This window comes from Kocuria sp. NBRC 114282 (assembly GCF_030268385.1).
GTDB lineage: Bacteria > Actinomycetota > Actinomycetes > Actinomycetales > Micrococcaceae > Kocuria > Kocuria palustris.
In genome coordinates this window covers 379,757-403,404 of sequence record NZ_BSQO01000003.1, presented here as the reverse complement: position 1 = coordinate 403,404, position 23,648 = coordinate 379,757, and the positions used below count along the sequence as shown (strand labels likewise).

Here is a 23,648-nt window from a genome sequence, read left to right as displayed (position 1 = left end):
CGAACCCGCGCTGCAGCTGTCCGGCCCTCGACCGAGGCTCCGACAGCGTTCCGCGCTCGGCGATCCACCACCGCGGCGAGAGGAGTTCCGGGCACATGAGCACCGTGGACAGCTTCGGGGCCAAGGACGTCCTTGACGTCAATGGCACCCAGTACGAGATTTACCGCCTCAAGGCGCTGAAGGGGGCCGAGAACCTTCCCTACAGCCTCAAGATCCTGCTGGAGAACCTGCTGCGCACCGAGGACGGTGCCAACGTCACGCAGGAGCACATCAAGGCCCTGGCCGAGTGGGATCCGGAGGCGCAGCCGAACACCGAGATCCAGTTCACGCCCGGCCGCGTGATCATGCAGGACTTCACCGGCGTCCCCTGCATCGTGGACCTGGCGACCATGCGCGAGGCCATCGAGGACCTCGGCGGCGACGCCGCCCGTGTCAACCCGCTCTCGCCCGCCGAGCTGGTCATCGACCACTCCGTGCAGATCGACTCCTTCGGCAACGCCGATGCGATCGAGCGCAACATGGACATCGAGTATCAGCGCAACGGCGAGCGCTACCAGTTCCTGCGCTGGGGCCAGACCGCGTTCGACGACTTCAAGGTCGTGCCCCCGGGCATGGGCATCGTGCACCAGGTCAACATCGAGAACCTGGCCCGCGTCGTGATGACCCGCGAGGTCGACGGCGTGAATCGCGCCTACCCGGACACCTGCGTGGGCACCGACTCCCACACCACCATGGAGAACGGCATCGGCGTCCTGGGCTGGGGCGTCGGCGGCATCGAGGCCGAGGCCGCCATGCTCGGCCAGCCGATCTCCATGCTGATCCCGCGCGTGGTGGGCTTCAAGCTCACCGGCGAGATCCCCGCCGGCGCCACCGCCACGGACGTCGTGCTCACGATCACCGAGATGCTGCGCAAGCACGGCGTCGTCGGCAAGTTCGTCGAGTTCTACGGCGAGGGCGTGGCGGCCGTGCCGCTGGCCAACCGCGCCACCATCGGCAACATGTCCCCGGAGTTCGGCTCGACCGCCGCGATCTTCCCGATCGACGACGTCACCATGGACTACCTGCGCCTGACCGGCCGCCCCCAGGAGCAGATCGACCTGGTCGAGGCCTACGCCAAGGAGCAGGGCCTGTGGCACGACCCGCAGGAGGAGACCCGCTTCTCCGAGTACCTCGAGCTGGACCTGTCCACCGTCGTGCCGTCGATCTCCGGGCCCAAGCGCCCGCAGGACCGCATCGAGCTGGACAAGGCCAAGGGCACCTTCGAGCGCGACGTGAAGAACTACGTCTCGGACAAGACCCCCGAGTCGGCCGGCGTCTCCATGGAGGACGGCCGCGAGTTCGAGCTGGAGAACGGAGCGGTCTCGATCGCCTCGATCACCTCCTGCACGAACACCTCGAACCCGTCCGTGATGATGGCCGCGGCCGTGCTGGCCCGCAACGCCGTCGACAAGGGCCTGGCCTCCAAGCCCTGGGTCAAGACCTCGATCGCCCCGGGCTCCAAGGTCGTCACCGACTACTACGAGAAGTCCGGCCTGATCCCGTCGCTGGAGGCCCTGGGCTTCTACATCGTCGGCTACGGCTGCACCACCTGCATCGGCAACTCGGGTCCGCTCGAGTCCGAGATCTCGCAGGCGGTCCAGGACAACGACCTGGCCGTGACCTCGGTGCTGTCGGGCAACCGCAACTTCGAGGGCCGCATCAACCCGGACGTCAAGATGAACTACCTGGCCTCCCCGCCGCTGGTGGTCGCCTACGCCCTGGCCGGGACCATGGACTTCGACTTCCAGAACGAGCCGCTGGGCCAGGACTCCGAGGGCAACGACGTCTACCTCAAGGACATCTGGCCGGATCCGACCGAGGTCCAGCAGATCATCGACGACTCCATCGAGACGGAGATGTTCACCGACTCGTACGGCACGATCTTCGACGGCGACGAGCGCTGGCAGTCCCTGGAGACCCCGACCGGCAAGACCTTCGAGTGGGACGCGGAGTCCACCTACGTGCGCAAGCCTCCGTACTTCGAGGGCATGACCATGGAGATCTCCCCGGTCACCGACATCGAGGGCGCGCGCGTGCTGCTCAAGCTGGGCGATTCGGTCACGACCGACCACATCTCCCCGGCCGGCTCCTTCAAGTCGGACACGCCCGCGGGCAAGTACCTCATCGAGAACGGGGTCGAGCGCAAGGACTTCAACTCCTACGGCTCGCGCCGCGGCAACCACGAGGTCATGATCCGCGGCACCTTCGCCAACATCCGCATCAAGAACCAGCTCCTGGACGGCGTGGAGGGCGGCTTCACCCGCGACTTCACCCAGGAGGGCGGCCCGCAGGCCGCCGTCTACGATGCCGCGATGAACTACCAGGAGGCCGGCGTCCCGCTGGTCGTGCTGGGCGGCAAGGAGTACGGCTCCGGATCCTCCCGCGACTGGGCGGCCAAGGGCACCAGCCTGCTGGGCGTCCGCGCGGTCATCACCGAGTCCTACGAGCGCATCCACCGCTCCAACCTGATCGGCATGGGCGTGCTGCCGCTGCAGTTCCCGCAGGGCGAGTCGGCCGACTCGCTGGGCCTGGACGGCACCGAGACCTTCTCGATCTCGGGTGTCACCGAGCTCAACGACGGCCGCACCCCCAAGACCGTGAAGGTCACCGCGGCCAAGGAGGACGGCTCCACCGTCGAGTTCGACGCCGACGTGCGCATCGACACCCCCGGTGAGGCGGACTACTACCGCAACGGCGGCATCCTGCAGTACGTGCTGCGCCAGATGGCCAGCAAGTGATCTGAGGATCCCTCCGCGCGGGAGCGCCCCGTCAGGCTCCGGCCCGGCGGGGCGCTCGTGCGTGCGAACGCCCTCGCGGCAGGTCCCGGCCTGGTGCGTCGGATGCCGGCGGTAGCATCGGCTGATACGCAGATTCGCTGTGCGCGGCCTCGTCGACGAGGCTGCGCTGCAAGGAGAACCATGTCGATCTTGGAGGGCATCCGCGGCCCGGAGGACCTCAAGGGCCTGGCGCCCGAGCAGCTGGGGGAGCTGGCGGAGGAGATCCGCAGGTTCCTGGTCACCAACGTCTCGGCCACAGGCGGCCATCTGGGCCCGAACCTGGGCGTCGTCGAGCTCACGCTGGCTCTGCACCGCGTCTTCGACTCGCCCCGGGACCCGATCGTCTACGACACCGGGCACCAGTCGTACGTGCACAAGCTGCTGACCGGCCGCCAGGACTTCTCGACCCTGCGCCAGCAGGGCGGTCTGGCCGGCTACCCGGACCGCGGCGAGTCCGAGCACGACGTCGTGGAGTCCTCGCACGCCTCGTCGTCGCTGTCCTGGGCGGACGGCATCTCCCGTGCCTTCGCGCTCACCGGCCAGAACGATCGCACCACCGTGGTGGTGGTCGGCGACGGCGCCATGACCGGCGGCATGACCTGGGAGGCCGCGAACAACATCGCCTCGGATCCCGATCGCCGCGTGGTGATCGTCGTCAACGACAACGGGCGCTCCTACGCCCCCACGGTCGGCGGGCTGGCGCGTCAGCTGCAGGAGCTCAAGGCCGAGGTCCAGCAGTCGGTGGACACCGTGCGCACGGACCGGCGCTACGAGCGCGTGCTCACCCAGGTCAAGGAGTCGCTGCAGCACTCCGGGCCGGTGGGCCAGGCGACCTACCGCGGGCTGCACGGCATGAAGGCCGGGCTCAAGGACGTGGTGGTCCACAACGGCCTGTTCGCCGATCTGGGCATGAAGTACGTGGGCCCGATCGACGGCCACGACCAGGACGCCCTGGAGCACGCTCTGCGACGAGCCCGCGACTTCGGCGGACCGGTGCTCGTGCACACGATCACCCAGAAGGGCCACGGCTACGCCCCGGCGATCGCCGACGTCGACGACATGTTCCACGCCGTGGGCACGATCGACCCGGAGACCGGCCAGCCGACCAGCGCCAGCTCGGGCCGGTCCTGGACCTCGGTGTTCGCCGAGGCCATGGCCGAGGCCGCGGATGAGCGCGACGACATCGTGGGCATCACCGGAGCCATGACCATCCCGGTGGGTCTGAACCTCATGCAGGACAAGCACCCGGAGCGGGTCTTCGACGTCGGGATCGCCGAGCAGCACGCTCTGACCATGGCCGCCGGCATGGCCTACGGAGGGCTGCACCCGGTGGTCGCGCTGTACGCCACGTTCCTCAACCGCGGCTTCGATCAGCTGCTGATGGACGTGGCCCTGCACAAGGCGGGGGTCACCCTGGTCCTCGACCGCGCCGGGATCACCGGTCCGGACGGGCCCAGCCATCACGGCATGTGGGACCTGGCGCTGCTGCAGATCGTGCCCGGGCTGCACCTGGCGGCACCGCGGGACGAGCCCAGCATGCGCGAGGAGTTCCGCGAGGCCCTGGACGTCAGCGACGCCCCCACCGTGCTGCGCTACCCCAAGGGATCCGTCTCCGAGCCGATCCCCGCTCTGGAGCGGCTCGACGACGGCGTGGAGATCCTCCTGCGCACCACCGGAGCGGTGGAGCGGGAGGCCGAGGAGGAGATGGCAGCCGGCCAGGGCTCTGCTGACGAGAAGCGTGCGGAGCGCCGTGCGGGAAGCGATCAGGACACCGACGTCCTGCTGGTCGCCGTGGGCGCCATGGCACCGCTGTGCCTGGAAGTGGCTCGGCGTCTGGGCGATCACGGGATCTCGGCCACCGTCGTGGATCCGCGCTGGGTCCTGCCCGTGCCGGCCTCGCTGTCAGAGCTGGCCGCTCAGCACCGCTTCGTGGTGGTGGTCGAGGACGGCGTGCGCTCCGGCGGCATCGGCAGCCTCATCCGCCAGTCCGTCCGCCGGGCCGGCGTGGACACTGCGCTGAACGAGGTCGGGCTGCCCACCGAGTTCCTCACTCACGGCTCCCGGTCGCAGGTGCTCGAGCGGGTGGGCCTGACCGCCCAGCAGATCACCCGCGACACCGTGGACTCGGTGCTCGGGACGCGGGTGCCCTATGCCCGCCCGGTCGGCGAGGACGCGTCCGCTCTGCGCTTCGAGGACCGCACCGGGGCCTGAGACTGACGCTCGGCGCGCAATGGCGGCAGATCGCGGGGCCGCCGCGCCGAGGGCTTCGTTGTCCGGCCCGTGCCTCCTCAGTAGGCTGAGCAGCAGAACGCGGGCGATGAGGCCCGTGACACGACGAGAGGCAAGAGACATGTTCAAGAAGGCCATCTTCGTGGCGGGTCTGGCCATCGGCTTCGTCGCCGGCTCGGCTGCCGGTCGCGAGCCGTTCGATCAGATCAAGTCCCAGGTCCTGGGCGTGACCAACGACCCGGAGGTCCGCCGCAAGGTCTCCGAGGGCGCCGAGAAGGCCAAGGCCACCGTGCAGGAGCAGGCGCCGGTCGTGGCCGAGAAGGCCAAGGAGACCGCTTCCAACGCCGCCGACAAGGCCAAGCAGACGGCCTCCAGCGCCGCCGACAAGGCCAAGGGCTCGTCCCAGAGCGACACCACCGGCAACCTGACGGCCTCCACCAACTCCCCGGAGACCAAGCACATCTGAGCCGGTGAGGCGTCCTCGCCGAGGAAGCCGCCGCGCACACGAGAAGGAGCCGCCGAGATGCGATCTCGGCGGCTCCTTCGTCCGTCTCGGGCCAGCGCCCGGGGACGGATCCTCAGCGAGGAGTCGCTGCCGCAGACCATCGGCCGATGATGGCCTGCCGCTGCGACTCCTCGTGGGCCGGGCTCAGCTCGCGGCTGCGTCGGCGTTGCCGGCGTCGTCGTGCTGCTCGGGGCGGGGCAGGCGCAGCGCCTTCTGGAGGGTCGGGGCCACGTTGTCGATCTGCCACCGACGGGCGCCGATCTCGGCGAGCCGCTCGGCGATCTGCTCGAGCTCGGCCGAGGCCGGGGGATCCCAGCTGAACCGGCGCAGGTGCTCGGGGACCACGAGGTTCTCGGTGGGCATCCCCAGCTCGGCGGCGCGCTCGGCCACCGCGGGCTTCAACGTGCGCAGGCGCTCGGCGGCGGCCGGTCGCTTCACGGTCCAGGACTTCACCGGCGGCAGGGAGTCGGAGGAGACCGACTGGGGGACCAGCTCCTCGGCCTGGCGGGCCTCCGAGAGGGCACGCAGCCAGCGCGGTGCCTCCTTGGAGGCGGCGCGGCCGTGGAAGCCCGGCGTGCGCAGCAGCTGCGGCACGGAGCGGGGCATGGCCTGGGCCACTGCGACCAGGGCGGAGTCTGGCAGCAGCCTCCCTGGAGAGATGTCCTTGTGGCGGGCGAGCTCCTCGCGCTCGGTCCACAGGTTGCGCAGGGCGGTGAGCTGGCGTCGTCCGCGGATCTTGGTGATCCCGGAGGTGCGCCGCCACGGATCCTTGCGCGGGGCGGCGGGCGGTGCTGTGCGCACGGCCTCGAACTCCTCGAGCGCCCATTCGAGCTTGCCCTGGGAGCGCAGCAGCTCCTCCATGGCGTAGCGCAGCTGGACCAGGACCTCGACGTCCAGGGCGGCGTAGGTCAGCCACGGCTCCGGCAGGGGGCGGGTGGACCAGTCCACCGCCGAGTGCTCCTTGGCCATCGTGAAGCCGAGCAGCTCCTCCGTCTCTGCGGCCAGCCCCACACGGCTCAGCCCGGCGATGCGTCCGCCGAGCTCGGTGTCGAACAGGGCGTCGGGGTGCATGTTCAGCTCGCGCAGGCAGGGCAGGTCCTGCGTGGCGGCGTGCAGGACCCATTCGGTGCCGCGCAGTGCCTCGTCGATGATCGCCAGCGATCCGGTGGCCTCGGGGTCGATGAGCACGGTGCCGGTGCCCTCGCGGCGCAGCTGGACCAGGAAGGCGCGCTGGCCGTAGCGGAAGCCGCTGGCCCGCTCGGTGTCCAGGGCCACGGGGCCGGTGCCCTCGCTGAGCTGCTCGGCGGCCAGCTCGAGGCGCCGGGTCGTGTCCACCAGCGGGGGCAGGCCGTCCATGGGCTGATCCAGGAAGACGGAGTCGGGGATCTCGAATTCCTCGAAGCCCTCGACGACGGTGGGGCTCGGATGCTGGGAGGGGCTCGTGCTGCTCACTGCGGCTGTCAGATCCTCTTGCTGCTCGGATGGTTCGGGGGTGGCCGGTGTGCTCGCGGCTGCCGTGGGGGTCAGCGCCGCAGGACGGTGACCGACTCGGTCACCGGCGGCAGGCCGGCGAACGTGCAGACCATGTCCGCCCAGGCCTCCAGGTGCACGGAGAGGTCCTCGCCGCGAGGCGTCCAGGAGGCCCGCAGCTCGACGTCGATGTACTCCTCTGTGTCGGCCAGCTGGCCGAAGCCCTCGGAGAGCACCCGTGAGGCCGTGCCGCCCTCCCGGATGTACTGCGCGCCGCTGCGATCCAGTGCCTCGAGCAGCCAGCTCCAGGCGACCTGGGCGAGCATCTCGTCGTGGCCCAGCTCGCGCTCGACCTCCGCCTTCACATAGGTCACGATGCGGAAGGCGTCTCCCCACTCGGCGCCGCGGTCCGGGGCGTGGATGAGCAGGAAGCGGCCGGTGGCCAGCTCGCGGGCGTCTTCAGCGGAGCCCTGGGAGCTGGGATGCGCCGACACGGGCTCGAGCACGGTGGCCGAGAAGGCCACCGAATCGGCGGCTCGGGGAGTGGGCGCCGAGATCTCGACGAGCTCGATCTCCGGTCGGCACTGGGCACGACGCAGCGATGCCGCTGCTCGTGGGAACCTTCCGACCAGATCGCTCTGAGCTGTCACGAGGCCCAGCCTAGGCCCGCCTCACCTCGCGATCGGGCCTGCCACGCCGTCCGTTGCGCAGCGATGACGCGCTCCCGACATGAGGCCGGATCCGGCGCGGCCCTGAGCACCCGCGCGACGCAGCCGCGACGGCTGCTCGGCAGGCGTAGGGCCTCACGACTGTGTGCCCGCCTCCCCGGTGCCCTGTGCCGGCTCCAGGCGCATGGACAGCGAGTTGATGCAGTAGCGCAGGTCCGTGGGCGTGGGGTAGCCCTCGCCCGCGAAGAGATGGCCCAGATGGGAGTCGCAGGCCGCGCACCGCACCTCCACGCGCTCCATGCCCAGCGACGAGTCGCGGATGTAGCGCACGCGGTCCTCGGCCAGCGGCGCGAAGAACGACGGCCATCCGCAGTGCGAGCCGAACTTGGTCTCCGAGCGGAACAGCTCCGCGCCGCAGGCCCGGCAGGAGTAGACGCCCTCGGTCTCGGTGTCCCAGTACTCGCCGGTGAAGGGCCGCTCGGTGCCGGCCTCGCGCAGGACGTGGAACTCCTGGGGGCTGAGCACGGCGCGCCACTCGTCCTCGGTGCGCTGCACGCTGGGCGCGCTCTGGCCTTCCTCGGTCTGCGGGTCGGTGCTGCGCGGATCGGTGGTCTGCTCGGACACGGTGTCCTCCTCGCCTCGATGTCGTGGCGGCCCGCTCGGGCGCATCAGTGCGACCGGGGCCTCATGGGGACAACAGCGCACGGGCCTCGGATATTCTCGCCGCCACAAGGGCCACGGAGCACATGGCGGGGCCGTCGCTCCCGGCGGACGCCGAGGTGCGCATGACAGAATATGAATATGCCCGAATCCGTGCGCTCGTCGTCTCGTTCCGCCCGATCACGTCCGCTTGCCGCCCTGCGCGGGCAGCCGCGGGAGTCGTCGTCGGTGTGGGCCCGCGGAGCCGTGGCGGGCACGGCGCTGACGGTCGGGGCGGCGTCGCTGTCCTTCGGCGTCTCCTCGGCGATCGCCGCCTACGTGGCGCGTCAGGTCGTCGTGCCGCCCCGGTACCGCTCCGAGGACCTGAGCATCCACGAGTACACCCCCGTGGACCGCCAGGCCCATCCTGATGCCCTGCCCGGAGCCGGAGAGGTGCGCCTGGCGGCTACGGTGGAGACCACCGTCGACGGCGTCTACAGCCTGCGCTTCGGCGGGGGAGAGGGCCACGCCCGCATCGGCGAGATCCTCTCCTGGTCACCGGCCGCCGGCGAGGTCGTGCGGGAGGTCCAGGAGGTCTACAGCGGCGACCTCTCGGCGGCTTCGCGCGGCTGGTGGGCCGGGACGGTCTACCCGGACCCCGCCGCGGCCGGATACCGCTTCCACGAGGTCGAGCTGCCCATGGAGATGGGCGCGGCACCCTGCTGGGTGGTCCCGGCGGGGCAGGAGCGGGATCCGCAGAGGGCGGCCGAGCACTCCACGACGGCCCGTCAGAATCGCCGCGACGACGCGCAGCACGAAGCCGCGCACGCGGCAGCCGAGGATCCCGCCGCCCAGCAGCTGCCGGGACCCTGGGCGATCATGGTCCACGGCCGCGGCGCACAGCGCATGGAGGCCATCCGAGCCCTGGACACCGCGCAGCGTATGGGGCTGACCTCCCTGCTGATCTCCTACCGCAACGACCGCGAGGCCCCCGCCTCCCCGGACGGGCGCTACGGCCTGGGCTTCACGGAGTGGAAGGACGTCCAGCTGGCGATCTCCTACGCCAAGCTGCGCGGAGCCACCAGGATCGTGCTGTTCGGCTGGTCCATGGGCGGGGCGATCTGCCTGCAGACCGCGGACCTGTCGATCTACCGGGCGGATATCGCGGGGATGGTCCTCACCGGGCCGGTCGTGGACTGGTTCACGCTGTTCACCCACCACACGGCCTCGCGACACATCCCCTCAGCGATCACCACCATGGCGCAGTCCCTGATCACCTCGCCGCGCGGGCTGTGGCTCACGGGGCTGGCGGCGCCGCTCGATCTGGGGTCCCTGGACTGGATCACCCGGGCCGATCAGCTGCAGACGCCCACGCTGATCCTGCACTCGGCGGACGATGAGTTCGTCCCCGACACTGCTTCCACGCGCCTGGCCGAGCTCAACGACCGGGTCGAGATGGTGGGCTTCGAACGCGCCCGTCACACCAAGGAGTGGAACGTGGACCCGCAGAGGTGGGAGTCCTCCGTGCTCTCGTGGGCGCAACGGGTTCTGCCCGACCTGCACGGCTGAGCCGGCCCACGCTGGCAGTGCACACGACGACGCCCCCGTCGGCCCGGAAGCGGGGACGGGGGCGTCAGCTGCTCGGACCACGACGGGCGGGTCCAGCTGCTCATGCAGCGTGCGAGAAGTCAGCCGCGCGGCAGGTACGCGATCTGACGACGGATGCGATCCAGCATGGCGGACATGCCCCGCATGCGCAGCGGCGAGACCAGCTGCGTCAGCCCGAAGCGCTCCGTGAGATCGCCGGGCAGATCCCGGATCTGCGCCGCCGGCAGGCCGTCGAGCCCCTCGTGCAGGATCGAGGCGAAGCCGCGGGTCGTCGGCGCCTCCCGAGGCGCGGAGAAGAACAGGCGCACGGGAGTCTCGTCGTCGCCGGTCTCCGCCTGGTCATCCCATTCGACCGTCAGGAACAGCGGCGACTGGCACTCCACGACCTGCTCGAGCTGCTCGGGATGCTCCCCGTAGCGCTCCGGCAGATCCGGCAGGGAGCGGGAGAACTCGAGCAGCAGCTGGAGGCGATCCGCGTCCGGAACGGCGTGGAAGTCCTCGATCAGCTCCTGCACGGACTCCGGGATGTTCGCATCCGCCCCGCTCATCGACGGGCCTCCGGAGCCTCGCCGCGCTTCTCGCCCATCACGACGGGCAGACCGACGGAGTTGCCCCACTCGGTCCAGGAGCCGTCGTAGTTGCGCACCTGCGGGTAGCCCAGCAGGTGCTCGAGCACGAACCAGGTGTGGGAGGAGCGCTCGCCGATGCGGCAGTAGGCGATGACCGGCTCCTGCGGATCCAGCCCGATCTCGTCGCGGTAGATCGCCTCGAGCTCCGGGCGGGTCTTGAAGGTCGAGTCCTCGGCGGCGGCGCGCGCCCACGGGACGGAGGCCGCGGTGGGGATGTGGCCGCCGCGCAGCACGCCCTCCTGCGGGTAGTCGGCCATGTGCGTGCGCTCGCCCGTGTATTCCGGGGCCGAGCGGACATCCACCAGGGGAGTGCGCCCGATCTCGTCCAGGACGTCCTGACGGAAGGCGCGGATGCGGGAGTCGTCGCGCTCGACGACGGGGTAGTCGGTGCGCTTGCGCGACGGGGTCTCGGTGGACAGTTCGCGGCCCTCGGCGATCCACTTGTCGCGGCCGCCGTCCATCAGGCGCACGTCCTGGTGGCCGAAGAGGCTGAAGACCCACAGGGCGTAGGCGGCCCACCAGTTGGACTTGTCGCCGTATACCACGATCGTCTGCTCGCGCGAGATGCCCTTGGCGCTCATCAGCTCAGCGAACTGCTGCCCGCCCAGGTAGTCGCGCACGGCCTGCTGGTTGAGCTCGGTGTGCCAGTCGACCTTCACTGCGTCCGGGATGTGGCCGGTCTCGTAGAGCAGCACGTCCTCGTCCGACTCCACGATGACGACCTGCGGATCTTCGAGGTGCTGGGCCACCCACTCGGTGGAGACCAGGCGCTCGGGGTGGGCGTATTCGGCGAACTTGGGGTCGGTGGTGTCGGGATCGACAGCCATGTGCGTCCTCCAGAAGGGTCGTAGGGGGCGGCCCCGATCGCTGGGGCCGGCCTCGAGGGATCTGGTTCCACTCTACCTACGGGCCTGCGCGGTCGAGCCGGCCCGCGGGCCATGTGCGCGACGGGCGAACCGCAGCGGCTCGCCTGCCGGTAGGCTCGGTCGCGCCCCCACCGGTCGCACCTGAAGAGGTCCTTTGTGAGTCCCAAGATCGAGCGCCTGTCCGAGCGCGCACCGTCCGTCTCCGCGGAGCAGCTGCTCGAGGGCTTCCGCCCCTCGGAGCGCTTCGGCGAGGTCTCCTTCGACACCTACCGCCCGGACCCCTCGCAGCCCTCGCAGGCGGAGGCCGTCGAGGTGCTCAAGCGCTTCGCCGCCTCGATCCAGGCGCCCTCCCAGAAGAAGAGCGGCGGCTTCCTCTCGCGCATGTTCGGCGGCGGGCAGAAGCAGACGGCGGCCCAGGGCATCTACCTCGACGGCGGCTTCGGCGTGGGCAAGACGCACCTGCTGGCCTCGCTGTGGCACGACTCCCCGGGGCCGAAGTCCTTCGGCACCTTCGTGGAGTACACGAACCTGGTCGGCGCTCTGACCTTCCGCAAGACGGTCGAGGCACTGAGCGGCTATGCGCTGGTGTGCATCGACGAGTTCGAGCTCGACGATCCCGGCGACACCGTCCTGATGTCCCGGCTGATGCGGGAGCTCTCGGATGCTGGGGTGCGCCTGGCCGCGACCTCCAATACGCTGCCCGGTTCGCTGGGGGAGGGCCGCTTCGCCGCGCAGGACTTCCAGCGCGAGATCCAGGTGCTCTCCGATCAGTTCGACGTCCTGCGCATCGACGGCGAGGACTTCCGCCACCGCGGCCTGCCCGAGGCACCCGCGCCGCTGGCGGACGACCAGCTCGAGGCGGCCGCCGCGCAGCGCTTCCCGGACGACGAGACCATCGCGGTCGACGACTTCGAGGACATCCTGGAGCACCTGATCCGCGTGCACCCGTCGCGCTACCGGGCCATGGTCCAGGGCCTCGACGGCATCGTGTGGCGCGGCGTGCGCACGGTCGACGAGCAGGCCCTGGCTCTGCGTCTGGTCGTGCTGGCCGACCGCCTCTACGACCGTGACCTGCCGATCATCAGCTCGGGCGTGGCCTTCGATCAGATCTTCACCCCGGAGATGATGGCCGGCGGCTACCAGAAGAAGTACTCGCGAGCCGTCTCGCGACTGACGGCCCTGGCCCGCGAGGGGCAGATGCCGGAGCAGCCCTCGGCCTGACGCGGCTGAGGGCTCGACCGTCGTCGTCCGGTCGTCCGATGCCGGCCGGAGGACCCCGGCTGGGATGCGAGCATCTGCAGATGCACTGGGGGGCGGCACCGTGATGGTGCCGCCCCCCAGGCGCATGAGGGCCGGCCCTTGCGGGCCGGTCGACTGCTGATCCGTGGATCAGTTGTCGTCGTTTCCGCCAGTGAGCTTGTCCTTGGCGGAGTTGATCTGGTCCTCGTGCTGGCCGCCGGTCTTGTCGTTGGCCGTGTCAGCTGCCTTGTCGACGGCCTCGGGGTTATCCGAAGCAGCCTGCTTGGCCTTGTCTGCCATTCCTCCGAGATCCACCATAATGGTCTCCTCTCGCATCGATGTCATCTGACATCGCATACTCTCCTCTGCCGAGGGCCGTTTCGTCACCATTCACGCGTGCACGGCGAGTCGCAGACCGCCGCGAGCCCCTCCGCAGCCCCTCCCTGCGGCCTCCACCCACCGCCTCTCCTCGCCGCACATCACTGCCGCGCCTTCCTCACACCCCGCCCCGAGGCCGAGTGGATCCCCACTTGCGTTGAGGGCCCCGATAGCGCAACTGAGCATCCACTCGGCGCGGGGGCGGGGGAGGTGGAGACGCGGAGCGGCTGAGGGGACGACGAAGGCCCCGACTGAAGCTTCAGTCGGGGCCTTCTGAGGTGGTGCGCGATACTGGGATCGAACCAGTGACCTCTTCCGTGTCAGGGAAGCGCGCTACCGCTGCGCCAATCGCGCTCATGCTCCCGGGGGAGCGAGCTTGGTGGGAACCGAGGTGGAGACGGGATTCGAACCCGCGTAGACGGCTTTGCAGGCCGCTGCCTAACCACTCGGCCACCCCACCGGGACCTGTGTCCTTGCGGACCTGGCCTTCTCATTGATCGCATCCATCCGAAGATGATGCTCTCCGAGCGGTTGACGGGAGTCGAACCCGCGACCCTCACCATGGCAAGGTGATGCTCTACCAGCTGAGCTACAACCGCGAATCATCGGCCTTTCGGCTGACGTTCGATCGGAAACTGTATCACAGCCTTTTCCGAGCTCATGCTCGGCGCCTCGGCTGCGGACAGTGCGTCCAGTCCGATGCGCAGAGCTCTCGCTCCGCGTCCTTCGGGCTGCTCGCCGTTCCGACAGGCGTAGACATTAGGCCACCTGGATCGCGCCGTGCAAATCGGCTCCAGTGCCCTGGTCCGACGGGGGTGCAAGACAGCTCGCACGTCACTGGAGGCTTGGGTGTCTGCTTGTCTGAGGCCCAGGCCCCGGATCGCTACTGCTTGCGCGAGCGCGCGAACGGCGATAGCAGGGGCGCGACCAGGTGCCGGCGAGGCCGAATTGGCGAGCCGCGTCAGGGTGCGCTATGGTTTACAGGTCGAAAGGCGCGATTAGCGCAGCGGTAGCGCGCTTCGTTCACACCGAAGAGGTCACTGGTTCGATCCCAGTATCGCGCACGGAAGATCGACCAGAAGGCCCCGTCCGGTTCCACCGGCCGGGGCCTTCTGCATGAAGACCGTCGTCCTGCCTCCTCGAGGTCGCCGTGCTCCCGGATCCGCGGGGGGATAGCCCACCCATGAGGACGCCCAGGAGGGAGCCTCCGCATGACCCAGCCGCGACTGGCGCGCCAAACCGAGCACGGGCGGATGTACGCCCGCTCGGAGTCCGGGCAGCCCGAGGTCCCCTCGATCACCACTGTGCTCAGCTGCGCGGCCCTGGACCTGGGCGGCTGGCACGGCTGGTCGGCCGCACAGGCCGTGATCACCGACGATCGTCTCCCGCAGTCCATCGGCTCCGCGCCCAAGCTGCGCCAGATCGCCCGCGACGCCGCCGGAGCCGCCGAACGCCACCGCGACGAATCGGCCCTGCGCGGAGACCGGGTCCACGACTACGCCGAGCAGACCGCTCTGCGCGCCATGGGTCTGGAGTCCCGGGTCGAGGAGGCGCGGGAGGTCCTGGCCTCGCACGGCGAGCGCGCCTACGCGGATCGCTTCGACGAGTGGTGGCAGCTCTACCGCCCGGAGCCGCTGGCCGCCGAGATCACGGTCTGGAACGCCACGGTCGGCTACGCCGGGACGCTGGATCTGGTCGCGCGCATCGGCGGCAAGGTCTGCCTGATCGACTACAAGACCAAGGGCACCGACCGCTCCGGTCGGGTCAAGCCCATGGATGCCAAGGTCGTGACCCAGCTCGTGGCGGGTCTGAAGGCCGAGGAGCAGCTGCTCGACGCTCAGGCCGGCACCTGGGAGCCCTGGAAGTTCGGTGCGGCCGACCTGCTGCTCGGCGTGGCCGTGGGGGAGACAGAGGTCTCCGCCCAGCAGGCCGCACCCGAGGTCCTCGAGGCGCACTGGCACAAGTTCTGCTCGCTGCGCCGGCTGTGGGCCCATCAGACCAAGCTGGATCGGGGCCCGTCGCAGCTGCGCCCCGTCCCGCCGCCGCCGGCCTGAGCCGGCGTACGTCGTCCGCCGGCCGCGACCGCCCAGCAAGCACCCCACCCTCTCGTCCCATTTGGAGGAGCCTCCGATGTCCGTCCGTCCGATCCGCACGATCGGGGATCCGATCCTGCGCTCCGCCGCCGACCCGGTCAGGCGCTTCGACGATGATCTGCGCACACTGGTGGCCGACATGTTCGAGACCATGCGCGATGTGGAGGGAGTGGGCCTGGCCGCCCCGCAGATCGGCGTGGGCCTGCAGATCTTCGTCTACGAGATCGGCGAGGACTCCGGGGTCTTCATCAACCCGAGCATCGAGCTGGGGGATGAGATGCAGGAGGGCGGCGAGGGCTGCCTGTCCGTGCCGGGGCTGGGCTTCGACACCCCGCGCCGGCAGCGGGCGCGCGTGAGCGGACTCGACGAGCACGGCCAGGAGCACGAGGCCGAGGCCACAGGCCTGCTGGCGCGCTGCTTCCAGCACGAGCACGATCACCTGCAGGGCACCCTGTACGTCAACCGCCTGGAGGGCGAGGCCCGCCGCGAGGCGTGGCGGCGGATCCGCGCCGAGGACTACGCCCGCACCGTCGCCGAGGTCCGCCAGGAGCGCGCCGGCACCCTGGGCTCGAGCTTCGGAGGCTGAGGAGGCACCGTGAGAATCATCTACGCAGGAACGCCCGAACCCGCAGTGGCGCCGCTCGAGCACCTGGCTGCGGCCGAGGGGATCGAGATCGCAGCGGTGCTCACCCGCACCGACGCCCCCGTGGGACGCAAGAAGGTGCTGACCCCGTCGCCGGTGGCCGCAGCCGCCGAGCGGCTCGGTCTGCCCGTGCTGAAGGCCAATCGGGTCGACGACGAGGTCGTCGAGCAGCTGCGTTCCACCGGCGCGCAGGCCGGGGCCATCGTGGCCTACGGCGCGCTGCTCAAGCGCCCGGCGCTGGAGGCCCTGCCGCTGGGCTGGGTCAACCTCCACTTCTCCCTGCTGCCGCGCTGGCGCGGAGCCGCACCAGTGCAGCACTCGCTCATCCACGGCGACGCCGAGCTCGGCGCCTCCGCCTTCCTGCTCGACGAGGGCATGGACACCGGACCGCTGCTGGGCACCGCGCGCACGCAGCTGCACGACGACGACGTGGCCGGCTCGCTGCTCGAGCGGATGTCGCACGAGACCGCGCCGCTGCTGCTGGAGGCCCTGCAGCGCCTGGAGCGCGGCGAGCAGCCCGTCCCGCAGCAGGGGGAGGCAACCATGGCGCCCAAGCTGTCCACCGCGGACAGCCGCATCGACTGGCAGCATCCGGCAGCAGAGATCGCGCGCCTGGTGCGCGGCACCACCCCTGAGCCTGGACCGTGGACCGAGCTCGACGCCCAGCGCTTCAAGATCGTGGCCGGTGTGCGCGAAACTCCCGAGCACACCGATCTGGCCCCGGGACAGGTGCAGCTGCGCGACGGCCGCGTCCTGACGGGCACCGGAACCCACGCCCTCGAGCTGCTGCGCGTGCAGCCAGCGGGCAAGCAGGCCATGGATGCCGGCGACTGGGCCCGCGGCCGGCTCGGCCGCGCCGACGACGAGACCACGAGGACGGTGTTCGCATGAGCCCGGCGGATGAGTCAGGACAGCGCGGCTCGGGCCGCGGAGGAGCGTCGCGCGGCGGAGCCGGCCAGGGCGGGCGCCGTGGCGGCGGGCCCGGTGCCGGCCGCGGTGCCGGAGGCCGTGCAGGCGGCGGCTCGGGCGGTCGGCAGCGCGGCGAGGACCGCCGCGACCAGGCCGGACGCCAGCGCCATCGCCGCTCAATGGATCAGCGCTCGTACTCGGCCTCTGCGCCGTCGCAGCGCTCCCGTCAGGCCGACCCGGCGCGCCTGGCGGCCTACCGGACCCTGCGCGAGGTCTCCGAGAACGACGCCTACGGCAACCTGGTGCTTCCGCAGCAGATCCGGGAGCAGCGCCTGGACCGTCGCGACGCCGGCTTCGCGACCGAGCTCGCCTACGGGGCGCTGCGGCATCAGGGCACGTGGGATGCGATCCTGCAGCGCTGCGTGGAGCGGCCCCTCGAGCAGCTCGACGCCCCGGTGGTCGACGTCCTGCGCCTGGGCGTGCACCAGCTGCTGGCCATGCGCGTGCCGGATCACGCGGCGATCGATCAGACGGTCGGGCTGACCCGCGCCGAGATCGGCGCGGGCCCGTCGGGCCTGGTCAACGCGGTGCTGCGGAAGGTCGCGGCCGCCCCGCTGGAGCAGTGGATCGCCGAGCTGAACGAGGGCTCGACTGCCTGGCAGCGCCTGGCCACCGCCCACGCGCATCCCGAATGGATCGTGCGCGCCATGAGCCAGGCGCTGAGCGCCCACGGGCGCAGCCCGGAGGAGATCGAGGCTCTGCTCGAGGCGGATAACGAGCCGCCCTCCGTCCAGCTCGTGGCGCTTCCGGGACTGGGACATATCCAGGAGGAGCTCGACGACGGCGCCGAGCCCGGTCCGCTGACCCCGGACTCCGCGATCAGCGGCGGCGGCGATCTCCACCGGCGCGCCGGAGTGCGCACCGGCGGGATCCGCGTCCAGGACTCGGGCTCCCAGCTCGTGGCCCGCACTCTCGTCGCGGCACGGCCCGTGGAGGAGGGGGAGCACTGGCTCGACCTGTGCGCCGGCCCCGGCGGCAAGGCCGCTCTGCTGGCCGCACTGGCCCAGCAGAACGGGGCCACCCTGCTGGCCAACGAGGTCTCCGAGCACCGCGCCCGTCTGGTCGACGATGCCCTGGCCGTGCTGCCCGAGGAGGCCTGGCAGATCCGCTGGGGCGACGGCCGCGACATCGCCTCGGTGCTGGAGCAGCCCGATCGCTACGTGGCCGCCGAGGGCTTCGACCGCATCCTCGTCGACGCCCCCTGCACCGGTCTGGGCGCGCTGCGTCGCCGTCCGGAAGCGCGCTGGCGCCGTCGTCCCTCGGACCTGGCCGATCTGACCCGGCTGCAGGCTCAGCTGCTGCTGGCCGCAGCCGAGGCCCTGCGCCCCGGCGGGCTGCTGCTCTACGCCACCTGCTCTCCGCATGCGGCCGAGACGGTCGTGGCCGTCGACGACCTGCTGCGCGCCCGTTCCGATCTGCGTCTGATCGACGCCGCCGAGCCGGCGCGCGCTGCGGCTCTTCCCGGTGCCCTCGAGGGCGAAGCGGATCCGTCGAACCCGCATCCGGCGGGGGAGTCCATGGCGGACGGCGCGCGGACCGTGCAGCTGTGGCCGCACGTGCACGGAACCGATGCCATGTTCATGGCCCTGTTCACCAAGACCTCCTAAGGTCGAGGACACACCCGAGGCTCCAGGAGGAGACATGTCCCGCTGCTGCATCCACCCGTCCGTGCTCTCCGCGGATTTCGCCAACCTGGAGGCTGAGCTGCAGCGGATCTCCACCGCGGACGCCGCGCACATCGACGTCATGGACAACCGCTTCGTGCCGAACCTGACCCTGGGCCTGCCGGTGGTCGAGCGGCTGCAGGAGGTGTCCCCGGTGCCACTGGACATCCACCTGATGATCGAGGACGCCGATCGCTGGGCCCCTGGCTACGCCGAGGCCGGCTGCGCGTCGGTGACCTTCCACGCCGAGGCCGCCCGCGCCCCCATCCGCCTGGCCCGTGAGCTGCGCGGCGCCGGCTCCAAGGCCGGGCTGGCCCTGCGCCCCGCCACACCGGTGGAGCCCTACCTGGACATGCTCACCGAGATCGACATGCTCCTGGTGATGACGGTGGAGCCGGGCTTCGGCGGCCAGAGCTTCCTGGACGTGACCCTGCCCAAGATCCGTCGCGCCGCCGAGGCCATCCGCGCCGGCGGCGGCGAGGTCGCCCTGCAGGTCGACGGCGGCGTCTCGATGGAGACCATCGAGCGCGCCGCCGAGGCCGGGGCGGATGTCTTCGTGGCCGGCTCCGCCGTGTACGGCAAGGACGACCCGCAGGCCGCGATCGCTGCTCTGCGCCAGGCCTCCCGCTCCGCCCAGGGCTGACGCGTCCGCGGACCCGGGCCGCCGCGTGCCATAATCGGGCCCACGACACGACGTGCTCCGAGATCGGTGGAATTCCGAGCCGGCGGTGACAGCCCGCTAACCGGTGACCGTCGTCGTCGCCGAGAACGCACGGCGCCCTCAAGGGGGCCCGGGCCCTCGACGACGACACGGCCCCGGCCTGACTGGTGAGATTCCAGTGCCGACAGAACAGTCTGGAAGGGAGGAGCACGGTCGATCGCGTCTGAGCCCTCGCGGCCCGCGCACGCCGACTTCGGCGTGCCGTGCGCCCATGGGCTGAGTCGTCATCGGCCTCACGTCCTCCCGTCCGCCTCCCGGACATCCGTGCCGCGCCGATCCCACAGGATCGGCCCCCGCAGCGGACCGGGACCCCGGCCCGCCAGATCGGCCCGGGAGGCATCACGGTGGAGATCTTCGAGCAGCTGTTCAACGCGCAGCTGCGCATCGGCGACGGCTTCCTGCTGTGGCGCGAGGTCATCGGCAACGTCTTCGGCCTGCTCTCGGCCTTCGGCGGGATGCGCCGGAAGGTCTGGGCCTGGCCCATCGGCATCGTCGGCAATCTGCTGCTGCTCACCGTCTTCCTGGGCGCCGTCTTCGGATCGCCGAACCCCGTGAACCTGCTGGGGCAGGCAGGCCGCCAGGTCATGTTCATCATCGTGGCCGTCTACGGCTGGGTGCAGTGGCGCCGGGCCCGCACCGGCGACGGCGTGGCCGTCTCCCCGGGCTGGGCCTCCGGACGCGAGCGGATCCTGCTCGTGTCCGTGCTCGTGCTGGGCACTGTGGCGCTCACGCCGCTGTTCCGCGCGCTGGGCTCCTATGAGCCCGTGTGGGCCGACGCCTGGATCTTCGTGGGCTCCGTGGTGGCGACCTGGGGCATGGCTCGCGGATGGACCGAGTTCTGGCTCGTGTGGGTGGCCGTGGACATCGTGGGCGTGCCTCTGCTCGTCTCGGCCGGCTACTACGCCTCGGCGTTCATGTACGTGTTCTACGGCTGCTTCACTCTTCTCGGGTTCTTCATCTGGTGGCGGGTCCAGCGTCGCGAGGGATCCGCCCCTGTCGGGACGGAACCCTCCGGGGTCGAGATCGAGACCGCCTTCCCCGACGTCACCGTGCGGCTGAGCTCCGCCGACGACGAGGCCCGCCGATGACCGTCGAGCCGTCGTTCACCGAGGCCGAGACCGCCGCCATGCAGCGGGCGCTCGAGGCCGCGCTGGAGGGCCCCCGCGGCGCCAATCCGCTCGTGGGCGCGGCGCTGCTGGATGCGCAGGGTCGGATCCTGCACGTGGGGCGGCATCTGGGTGCGGGCACTCCGCACGCCGAGGCCGACGTCCTGACCCAGGCCCGCGCGGCGGGAACCGACCTGCTCGACACCACGATCGTGGTGACGCTCGAGCCCTGCGACCACACCGGACGCACGGGTCCGTGCAGCCAGGCCATCCTGGAGGCCGGGATCCCGCGGGCGATCTTCGCCGTCGAGGACACCCAGGCCGGTGCCGGGGGAGCCAGGCGCCTCCGCGCCGCCGGTGTCCAGGTGCGCAGCGGGCTGCTGGCCGCGCAGTCGCAGGCCCTGAACGCCCGGTGGTCCCGGGCGGGGCACGAAGGTCGTCCGTTCGTGACCGCCAAGATCGCCCAGTCGCTGGACGGGCGCATCGCCGCTGCGGACGGCACCAGCCAGTGGATCACCGGGGAGCGGGCCCGCCGACACGGCCACGCGCTGCGCGCCCGCGTGGACGCGATCGCGGTCGGCACCGGCACCGCCCTGGCCGACGACCCGCGCCTGAGCGCCCGACGGGACGACGGCACCCCGGCCGACTCGCAGCCGCTGCGCGTGGTGATCGGGCACCGCGAGATCCCGGCCCGTGCGGCCGTGCGCGGCGAGGACGGCCGCTTCCTCCAGCTGCGCACTCACGACCCTCTCGAGGCGCTGCGCGAGCTGCGCGCCCGCGGTGCCGGACACCTGCTCCTGGAGGGCGGGGCCGGGCTGATCAGCGCGTTCCTGGACGCCGATGCCGTCGATGAGCTGCTCGTCTACCAGGCTCCGCTCGTTCTGGGCGGTGGTCGACCCTCGGTGGAGCTGCCCGGGCGCACGAGTCTCACCCAGGCGCTGGGCTTCGCCCCGGATCCGGCGGGCGGCGGGCCGATCACGAGGCAGGGCACCGACCTGCTGTGGCAGCTGCAGCCGCTCGGGCCGCACGGAGAGGCAGCGGAGCCCCCGTCCGAGAACAGCGGCGGCGGCTGACGGCACCAGCGGCACTCCGCGCCGATCGTCGGCAGCCGACGGCACCAGCACCACCGCAGCAGCCGGGAAGAGCGACAGCGACCCCGGATCAGAGGCGCCCCGGCAGGGGCAGAGAAGGAAGAGGCAGATGTTCACCGGAATCGTCGCCGAGCGCGGCAGGATCGTGCAGATCGAGCCCGTGGGCACCGGGCGACCGCCCAGCCCGGAGGGCCTGAGCGAGGAAGCGGTCACCGCCGAGCAGACCGCCCAAGGCACCGGCTCGGTGCGCCTGCACCTGGAGGCCGGCTCAGTGCTCGAGGATCTGCCCCTGGGCGGCTCGCTGGCCGTGGACGGCGTGTGCCTCACCGCCACGCCGCTGTCGGCTGTGGACGCTGCGGCGACGGCCGTCGCCGCGGGTGTCGACGCCGACGCGCCCACCGGTTCGGAAGCAGCCGGGACCGATGCCCCAGGGACGCTCGGCACCGCGGACGCCGCACCCCGTCGCCGCTTCGTGGCCGATGTCATGGGCGAGACCCTGCGCCGCACCACCCTGGGCGGTCTGCGAGAGGGCAGCGCGGTGAACCTGGAGCGCTGCACCCCGGCCGATGGCCGCCTGGACGGGCACGTGGTCCAGGGCCATGTGGATGCCGTCGGCACGATCCTGGAGCGCACCGACCACGGCACGTGGGAGACGCTGCGCATCGGCGTTCCGGTGGAGATCGCTGAGCTGCTCGCGGAGAAGGGCGCCATCGCCGTGGACGGCGTCTCGCTGACGATCACCGCCGTGAGCCCCGGGCCGCTCAGCACCGGCCGCGCCGCAGAGCTGGATCAGCACTGGTTCGAGATCGGGCTCATCCCGGCCACCCTGGCGGCCACCGGCCTGGGCGAGAAGCGCCGCGGGGATCGAGTGAACCTCGAGACGGATGTCATGGCCAAGTACGCCGCACGGCTGTCGTCGTTCCGCTCGGCCCCGGCGCCGTGGTCCGATCCGGCCCTCGAACCCCAGACCCCGGATCAGACCCCGATCCCGCTGGACACGGTCGAAGAGGCGGTGCGCCAGGTCCGCGATGGCGGGGCCGTCGTGGTGGTCGACGACGAGGACCGTGAGAACGAGGGCGATCTGATCTTCGCCGCCGTGCACGCCAAGCCCGAGCTCGTGGGCTTCACCGTGCGGTGGTCCTCGGGCGTGCTGTGCGTCCCGCTGACCGGTGAGCGCGCCGATGAGCTCGGCCTGCCGCCCATGACCGCGGTCAACGAGGACGCGAAGGGCACCGCCTACACCGTGACCTGCGATGCCCGCGAGGTCGTCAGCACCGGCATCAGCGCCGAGGACCGCGCGCTGACCGCCCGTGTGCTGGCCTCTGCGTCCTCCACCGCCGCAGACCTGACCCGCCCGGGCCACGTCCTGCCGCTGCGGGCCGCCGCAGGCGGGGTCCTCGAACGGCGAGGGCACACCGAAGCGGCCGTCGACCTGTGCACTCTGGCAGGCCTTCCGCAGGCCGGGGTGATCGCCGAGATCGTCCACGACGACGGCTCCATGCAGCGCCTGCCCGATCTGCGCGAGTTCGCCAGCCGCCACGGCCTTCCGCTGATCAGCATCGAGGACCTGGCCCAGCACCTGCGCACTCGGGAGACGGCATGACAGGGGCGGCAGGGCATGCCGAGACCGCACCTCGGCCGGTCCTCGCGACCTCCGAGCCGGTCATGATCCCCATGGCCGAGGGCCGCTTCCTCGTGCGCGCCTGGCAGATCCCCGATGCCGACGGCACCACCGTCGGTGAGCACCTGAGCCTGACGGCTTCCGGGCAGAGGGAGGACATATCGGAGACGGCCCCGCTGGTCCGGTTGCATTCCGAGTGCCTGACCGGCGACGTCTTCGGCTCCTACCGCTGCGACTGCGGGCCCCAGCTGCACCTGGGCCTGGAGCGGATCGCCGCCGAGGGCGGCACGCTCGTCTACCTGCGCCGTCATGAGGGCCGGGGGATCGGCCTGGTGAACAAGCTGCGCGCGTACCAGCTGCAGGACGGGGGAGCCGACACCGTCGAGGCCAATGAGCTGCTGGGCCTGCCGGCCGAGGCCCGCGACTGGGGTGCTGCCGCCACGATCCTGCACGAGCTGGGCCTGCAGCGGATCCGCCTGCTGAGCAACAACCCCCTCAAGGCCGAGCAGCTGGCAGGCCTGGGCATCGAGGTGACCGACATGGTCCAGCACGAGGTCGCCGCCCGCCCCGAGAACCACGACTACCTGGCCACCAAGCGCGACCGCATGGAGCACCGGCTCCTGCACGTCGACGACTGAACGACTGACGGCACCGAATCCACCACACAGGACCATGACGGCCCCGGCACCGGAG

21 protein-coding genes, 4 tRNA genes and 1 riboswitch are annotated in these 23,648 nt (G+C 71.1%); of the genes, 15 read left to right on the top strand and 10 right to left on the bottom strand.

Annotated features, from left to right (window positions below; genetic code table 11):
- The first annotated feature begins 95 nt into the window (after nt 1–95).
- The 3 genes from acnA to QSJ40_RS07915 all read left to right on the top strand — a co-directional run bounded on the left by acnA (nt 96) and on the right by QSJ40_RS07915 (nt 5,511).
- Nucleotides 96–2,777, top strand: coding sequence for an aconitate hydratase AcnA (acnA, locus tag QSJ40_RS07925; RefSeq protein WP_251715241.1), 2,682 nt, complete (start codon nt 96–98; stop codon nt 2,775–2,777).
- Nucleotides 2,778–2,957: 180 nt separating this feature from the next.
- Nucleotides 2,958–5,027 carry a 1-deoxy-D-xylulose-5-phosphate synthase gene (gene dxs / locus QSJ40_RS07920; RefSeq protein WP_285729998.1) on the top strand — a complete coding sequence of 690 codons (2,070 nt, stop codon included), beginning with the start codon at nt 2,958–2,960 and terminating at the stop codon, nt 5,025–5,027.
- 139 nt (nt 5,028–5,166) lie between these two features.
- The gene (locus QSJ40_RS07915) at nt 5,167–5,511 is read left to right on the top strand and encodes a YtxH domain-containing protein (RefSeq protein WP_053447469.1); all 345 of its coding nucleotides are present in this window, start codon (nt 5,167–5,169) and stop codon (nt 5,509–5,511) included.
- Nucleotides 5,512–5,694: 183 nt separating this feature from the next.
- On the opposite strand, the gene QSJ40_RS07910 is transcribed toward QSJ40_RS07915, so the two are convergent.
- The 3 genes from QSJ40_RS07910 to msrB form a co-directional block, all read right to left on the bottom strand.
- On the bottom strand, nt 5,695–7,002 hold the full coding sequence (locus QSJ40_RS07910; protein ID WP_285729996.1) for an HRDC domain-containing protein: 1,308 nt from the start codon (nt 7,000–7,002) through the stop codon (nt 5,695–5,697).
- 71 nt (nt 7,003–7,073) lie between these two features.
- Nucleotides 7,074–7,670: a DUF3000 domain-containing protein gene (locus tag QSJ40_RS07905; protein ID WP_006214901.1), complete on the bottom strand. Its 597-nt coding sequence runs from the start codon at nt 7,668–7,670 to the stop codon at nt 7,074–7,076.
- Between the two features lie 153 nt (nt 7,671–7,823).
- Complete coding sequence (gene msrB / locus QSJ40_RS07900) at nt 7,824–8,357, bottom strand: peptide-methionine (R)-S-oxide reductase MsrB (protein ID WP_285843720.1); 534 nt, start codon at nt 8,355–8,357, stop codon at nt 7,824–7,826.
- Nucleotides 8,358–8,489: 132 nt separating this feature from the next.
- On the opposite strand from msrB, the gene QSJ40_RS07895 reads away from it, so the two are divergent.
- The gene (locus QSJ40_RS07895) at nt 8,490–9,896 is read left to right on the top strand and encodes an alpha/beta hydrolase family protein (RefSeq protein ID WP_285729993.1); all 1,407 of its coding nucleotides are present in this window, start codon (nt 8,490–8,492) and stop codon (nt 9,894–9,896) included.
- Between the two features lie 119 nt (nt 9,897–10,015).
- On the opposite strand, the gene QSJ40_RS07890 is transcribed toward QSJ40_RS07895, so the two are convergent.
- Both QSJ40_RS07890 and QSJ40_RS07885 read right to left on the bottom strand, forming a co-directional pair.
- Nucleotides 10,016–10,483: a SufE family protein gene (locus tag QSJ40_RS07890; RefSeq protein ID WP_285729991.1), complete on the bottom strand. Its 468-nt coding sequence runs from the start codon at nt 10,481–10,483 to the stop codon at nt 10,016–10,018.
- The gene (locus tag QSJ40_RS07885; RefSeq protein WP_285729989.1) at nt 10,480–11,391 is read right to left on the bottom strand and encodes a sulfurtransferase; all 912 of its coding nucleotides are present in this window, start codon (nt 11,389–11,391) and stop codon (nt 10,480–10,482) included. Before QSJ40_RS07885 ends, QSJ40_RS07890 begins: the two co-directional genes overlap by 4 nt.
- Nucleotides 11,392–11,586: 195 nt before the next feature.
- Between QSJ40_RS07885 and zapE the strand changes: the two genes are divergently transcribed.
- Complete coding sequence (gene zapE / locus QSJ40_RS07880; protein WP_285729987.1) at nt 11,587–12,651, top strand: cell division protein ZapE; 1,065 nt, start codon at nt 11,587–11,589, stop codon at nt 12,649–12,651.
- A 168-nt stretch (nt 12,652–12,819) separates the two neighbouring features.
- Here the strand turns inward: zapE and QSJ40_RS07875 are convergent, their stop codons facing one another.
- From QSJ40_RS07875 to QSJ40_RS07860, 4 genes are all read right to left on the bottom strand, one after another.
- A complete protein-coding gene (locus QSJ40_RS07875; RefSeq protein WP_081609524.1) occupies nt 12,820–12,987 on the bottom strand; it encodes an antitoxin in 168 nt (55 codons plus the stop codon).
- Nucleotides 12,988–13,326: 339 nt separating this feature from the next.
- Nucleotides 13,327–13,401: transfer RNA gene (locus tag QSJ40_RS07870), tRNA-Val, on the bottom strand.
- A 35-nt stretch (nt 13,402–13,436) separates the two neighbouring features.
- Nucleotides 13,437–13,507, bottom strand: a tRNA-Cys gene (locus QSJ40_RS07865).
- Nucleotides 13,508–13,573: 66 nt separating this feature from the next.
- Nucleotides 13,574–13,646: transfer RNA gene (locus QSJ40_RS07860), tRNA-Gly, on the bottom strand.
- Between the two features lie 393 nt (nt 13,647–14,039).
- Here QSJ40_RS07860 and QSJ40_RS07855 point away from each other — a divergent pair.
- The 4 genes from QSJ40_RS07855 to fmt all read left to right on the top strand — a co-directional run bounded on the left by QSJ40_RS07855 (nt 14,040) and on the right by fmt (nt 16,674).
- Nucleotides 14,040–14,111: transfer RNA gene (locus QSJ40_RS07855), tRNA-Val, on the top strand.
- A 147-nt stretch (nt 14,112–14,258) separates the two neighbouring features.
- The gene (locus tag QSJ40_RS07850; protein WP_285729984.1) at nt 14,259–15,101 is read left to right on the top strand and encodes a cytochrome; all 843 of its coding nucleotides are present in this window, start codon (nt 14,259–14,261) and stop codon (nt 15,099–15,101) included.
- A 76-nt stretch (nt 15,102–15,177) separates the two neighbouring features.
- The gene (def, locus tag QSJ40_RS07845) at nt 15,178–15,726 is read left to right on the top strand and encodes a peptide deformylase (protein ID WP_058872229.1); all 549 of its coding nucleotides are present in this window, start codon (nt 15,178–15,180) and stop codon (nt 15,724–15,726) included.
- A gap of 9 nt (nt 15,727–15,735) precedes the next feature.
- Entirely contained in the window at nt 15,736–16,674 is a 939-nt protein-coding gene (gene fmt, locus QSJ40_RS07840; RefSeq protein WP_285729982.1) for a methionyl-tRNA formyltransferase, read from the top strand.
- Between the two features lie 14 nt (nt 16,675–16,688).
- On the opposite strand, the gene QSJ40_RS12795 is transcribed toward fmt, so the two are convergent.
- Nucleotides 16,689–16,862: a hypothetical protein gene (locus QSJ40_RS12795; protein ID WP_206390648.1), complete on the bottom strand. Its 174-nt coding sequence runs from the start codon at nt 16,860–16,862 to the stop codon at nt 16,689–16,691.
- Between the two features lie 9 nt (nt 16,863–16,871).
- Between QSJ40_RS12795 and QSJ40_RS07835 the strand changes: the two genes are divergently transcribed.
- The 6 genes from QSJ40_RS07835 to QSJ40_RS07810 all read left to right on the top strand — a co-directional run bounded on the left by QSJ40_RS07835 (nt 16,872) and on the right by QSJ40_RS07810 (nt 23,593).
- Complete coding sequence (locus QSJ40_RS07835) at nt 16,872–18,359, top strand: RsmB/NOP family class I SAM-dependent RNA methyltransferase (RefSeq protein ID WP_352156269.1); 1,488 nt, start codon at nt 16,872–16,874, stop codon at nt 18,357–18,359.
- A 34-nt stretch (nt 18,360–18,393) separates the two neighbouring features.
- Nucleotides 18,394–19,059: a ribulose-phosphate 3-epimerase gene (gene rpe, locus QSJ40_RS07830; protein ID WP_024290347.1), complete on the top strand. Its 666-nt coding sequence runs from the start codon at nt 18,394–18,396 to the stop codon at nt 19,057–19,059.
- A gap of 49 nt (nt 19,060–19,108) precedes the next feature.
- A riboswitch (FMN riboswitch) is annotated at nt 19,109–19,291 on the top strand.
- A 190-nt stretch (nt 19,292–19,481) separates the two neighbouring features.
- Nucleotides 19,482–20,225 (top strand): nicotinamide riboside transporter PnuC, encoded by a 744-nt coding sequence (gene pnuC / locus QSJ40_RS07825; RefSeq protein ID WP_285729976.1) that lies wholly within the window; start codon nt 19,482–19,484, stop codon nt 20,223–20,225.
- Nucleotides 20,222–21,316 carry a bifunctional diaminohydroxyphosphoribosylaminopyrimidine deaminase/5-amino-6-(5-phosphoribosylamino)uracil reductase RibD gene (ribD, locus tag QSJ40_RS07820; RefSeq protein ID WP_285729974.1) on the top strand — a complete coding sequence of 365 codons (1,095 nt, stop codon included), beginning with the start codon at nt 20,222–20,224 and terminating at the stop codon, nt 21,314–21,316. Before pnuC ends, ribD begins: the two co-directional genes overlap by 4 nt.
- A 127-nt stretch (nt 21,317–21,443) precedes the next feature.
- Nucleotides 21,444–22,937, top strand: a complete 1,494-nt coding sequence (ribB, locus tag QSJ40_RS07815) for a 3,4-dihydroxy-2-butanone-4-phosphate synthase (protein WP_285729972.1) — start codon at nt 21,444–21,446, stop codon at nt 22,935–22,937.
- Nucleotides 22,934–23,593, top strand: a complete 660-nt coding sequence (locus QSJ40_RS07810; protein ID WP_058872234.1) for a GTP cyclohydrolase II — start codon at nt 22,934–22,936, stop codon at nt 23,591–23,593. The genes ribB and QSJ40_RS07810 overlap by 4 nt, the downstream gene beginning before the upstream one ends.
- Nucleotides 23,594–23,648: the final 55 nt, after the last annotated feature.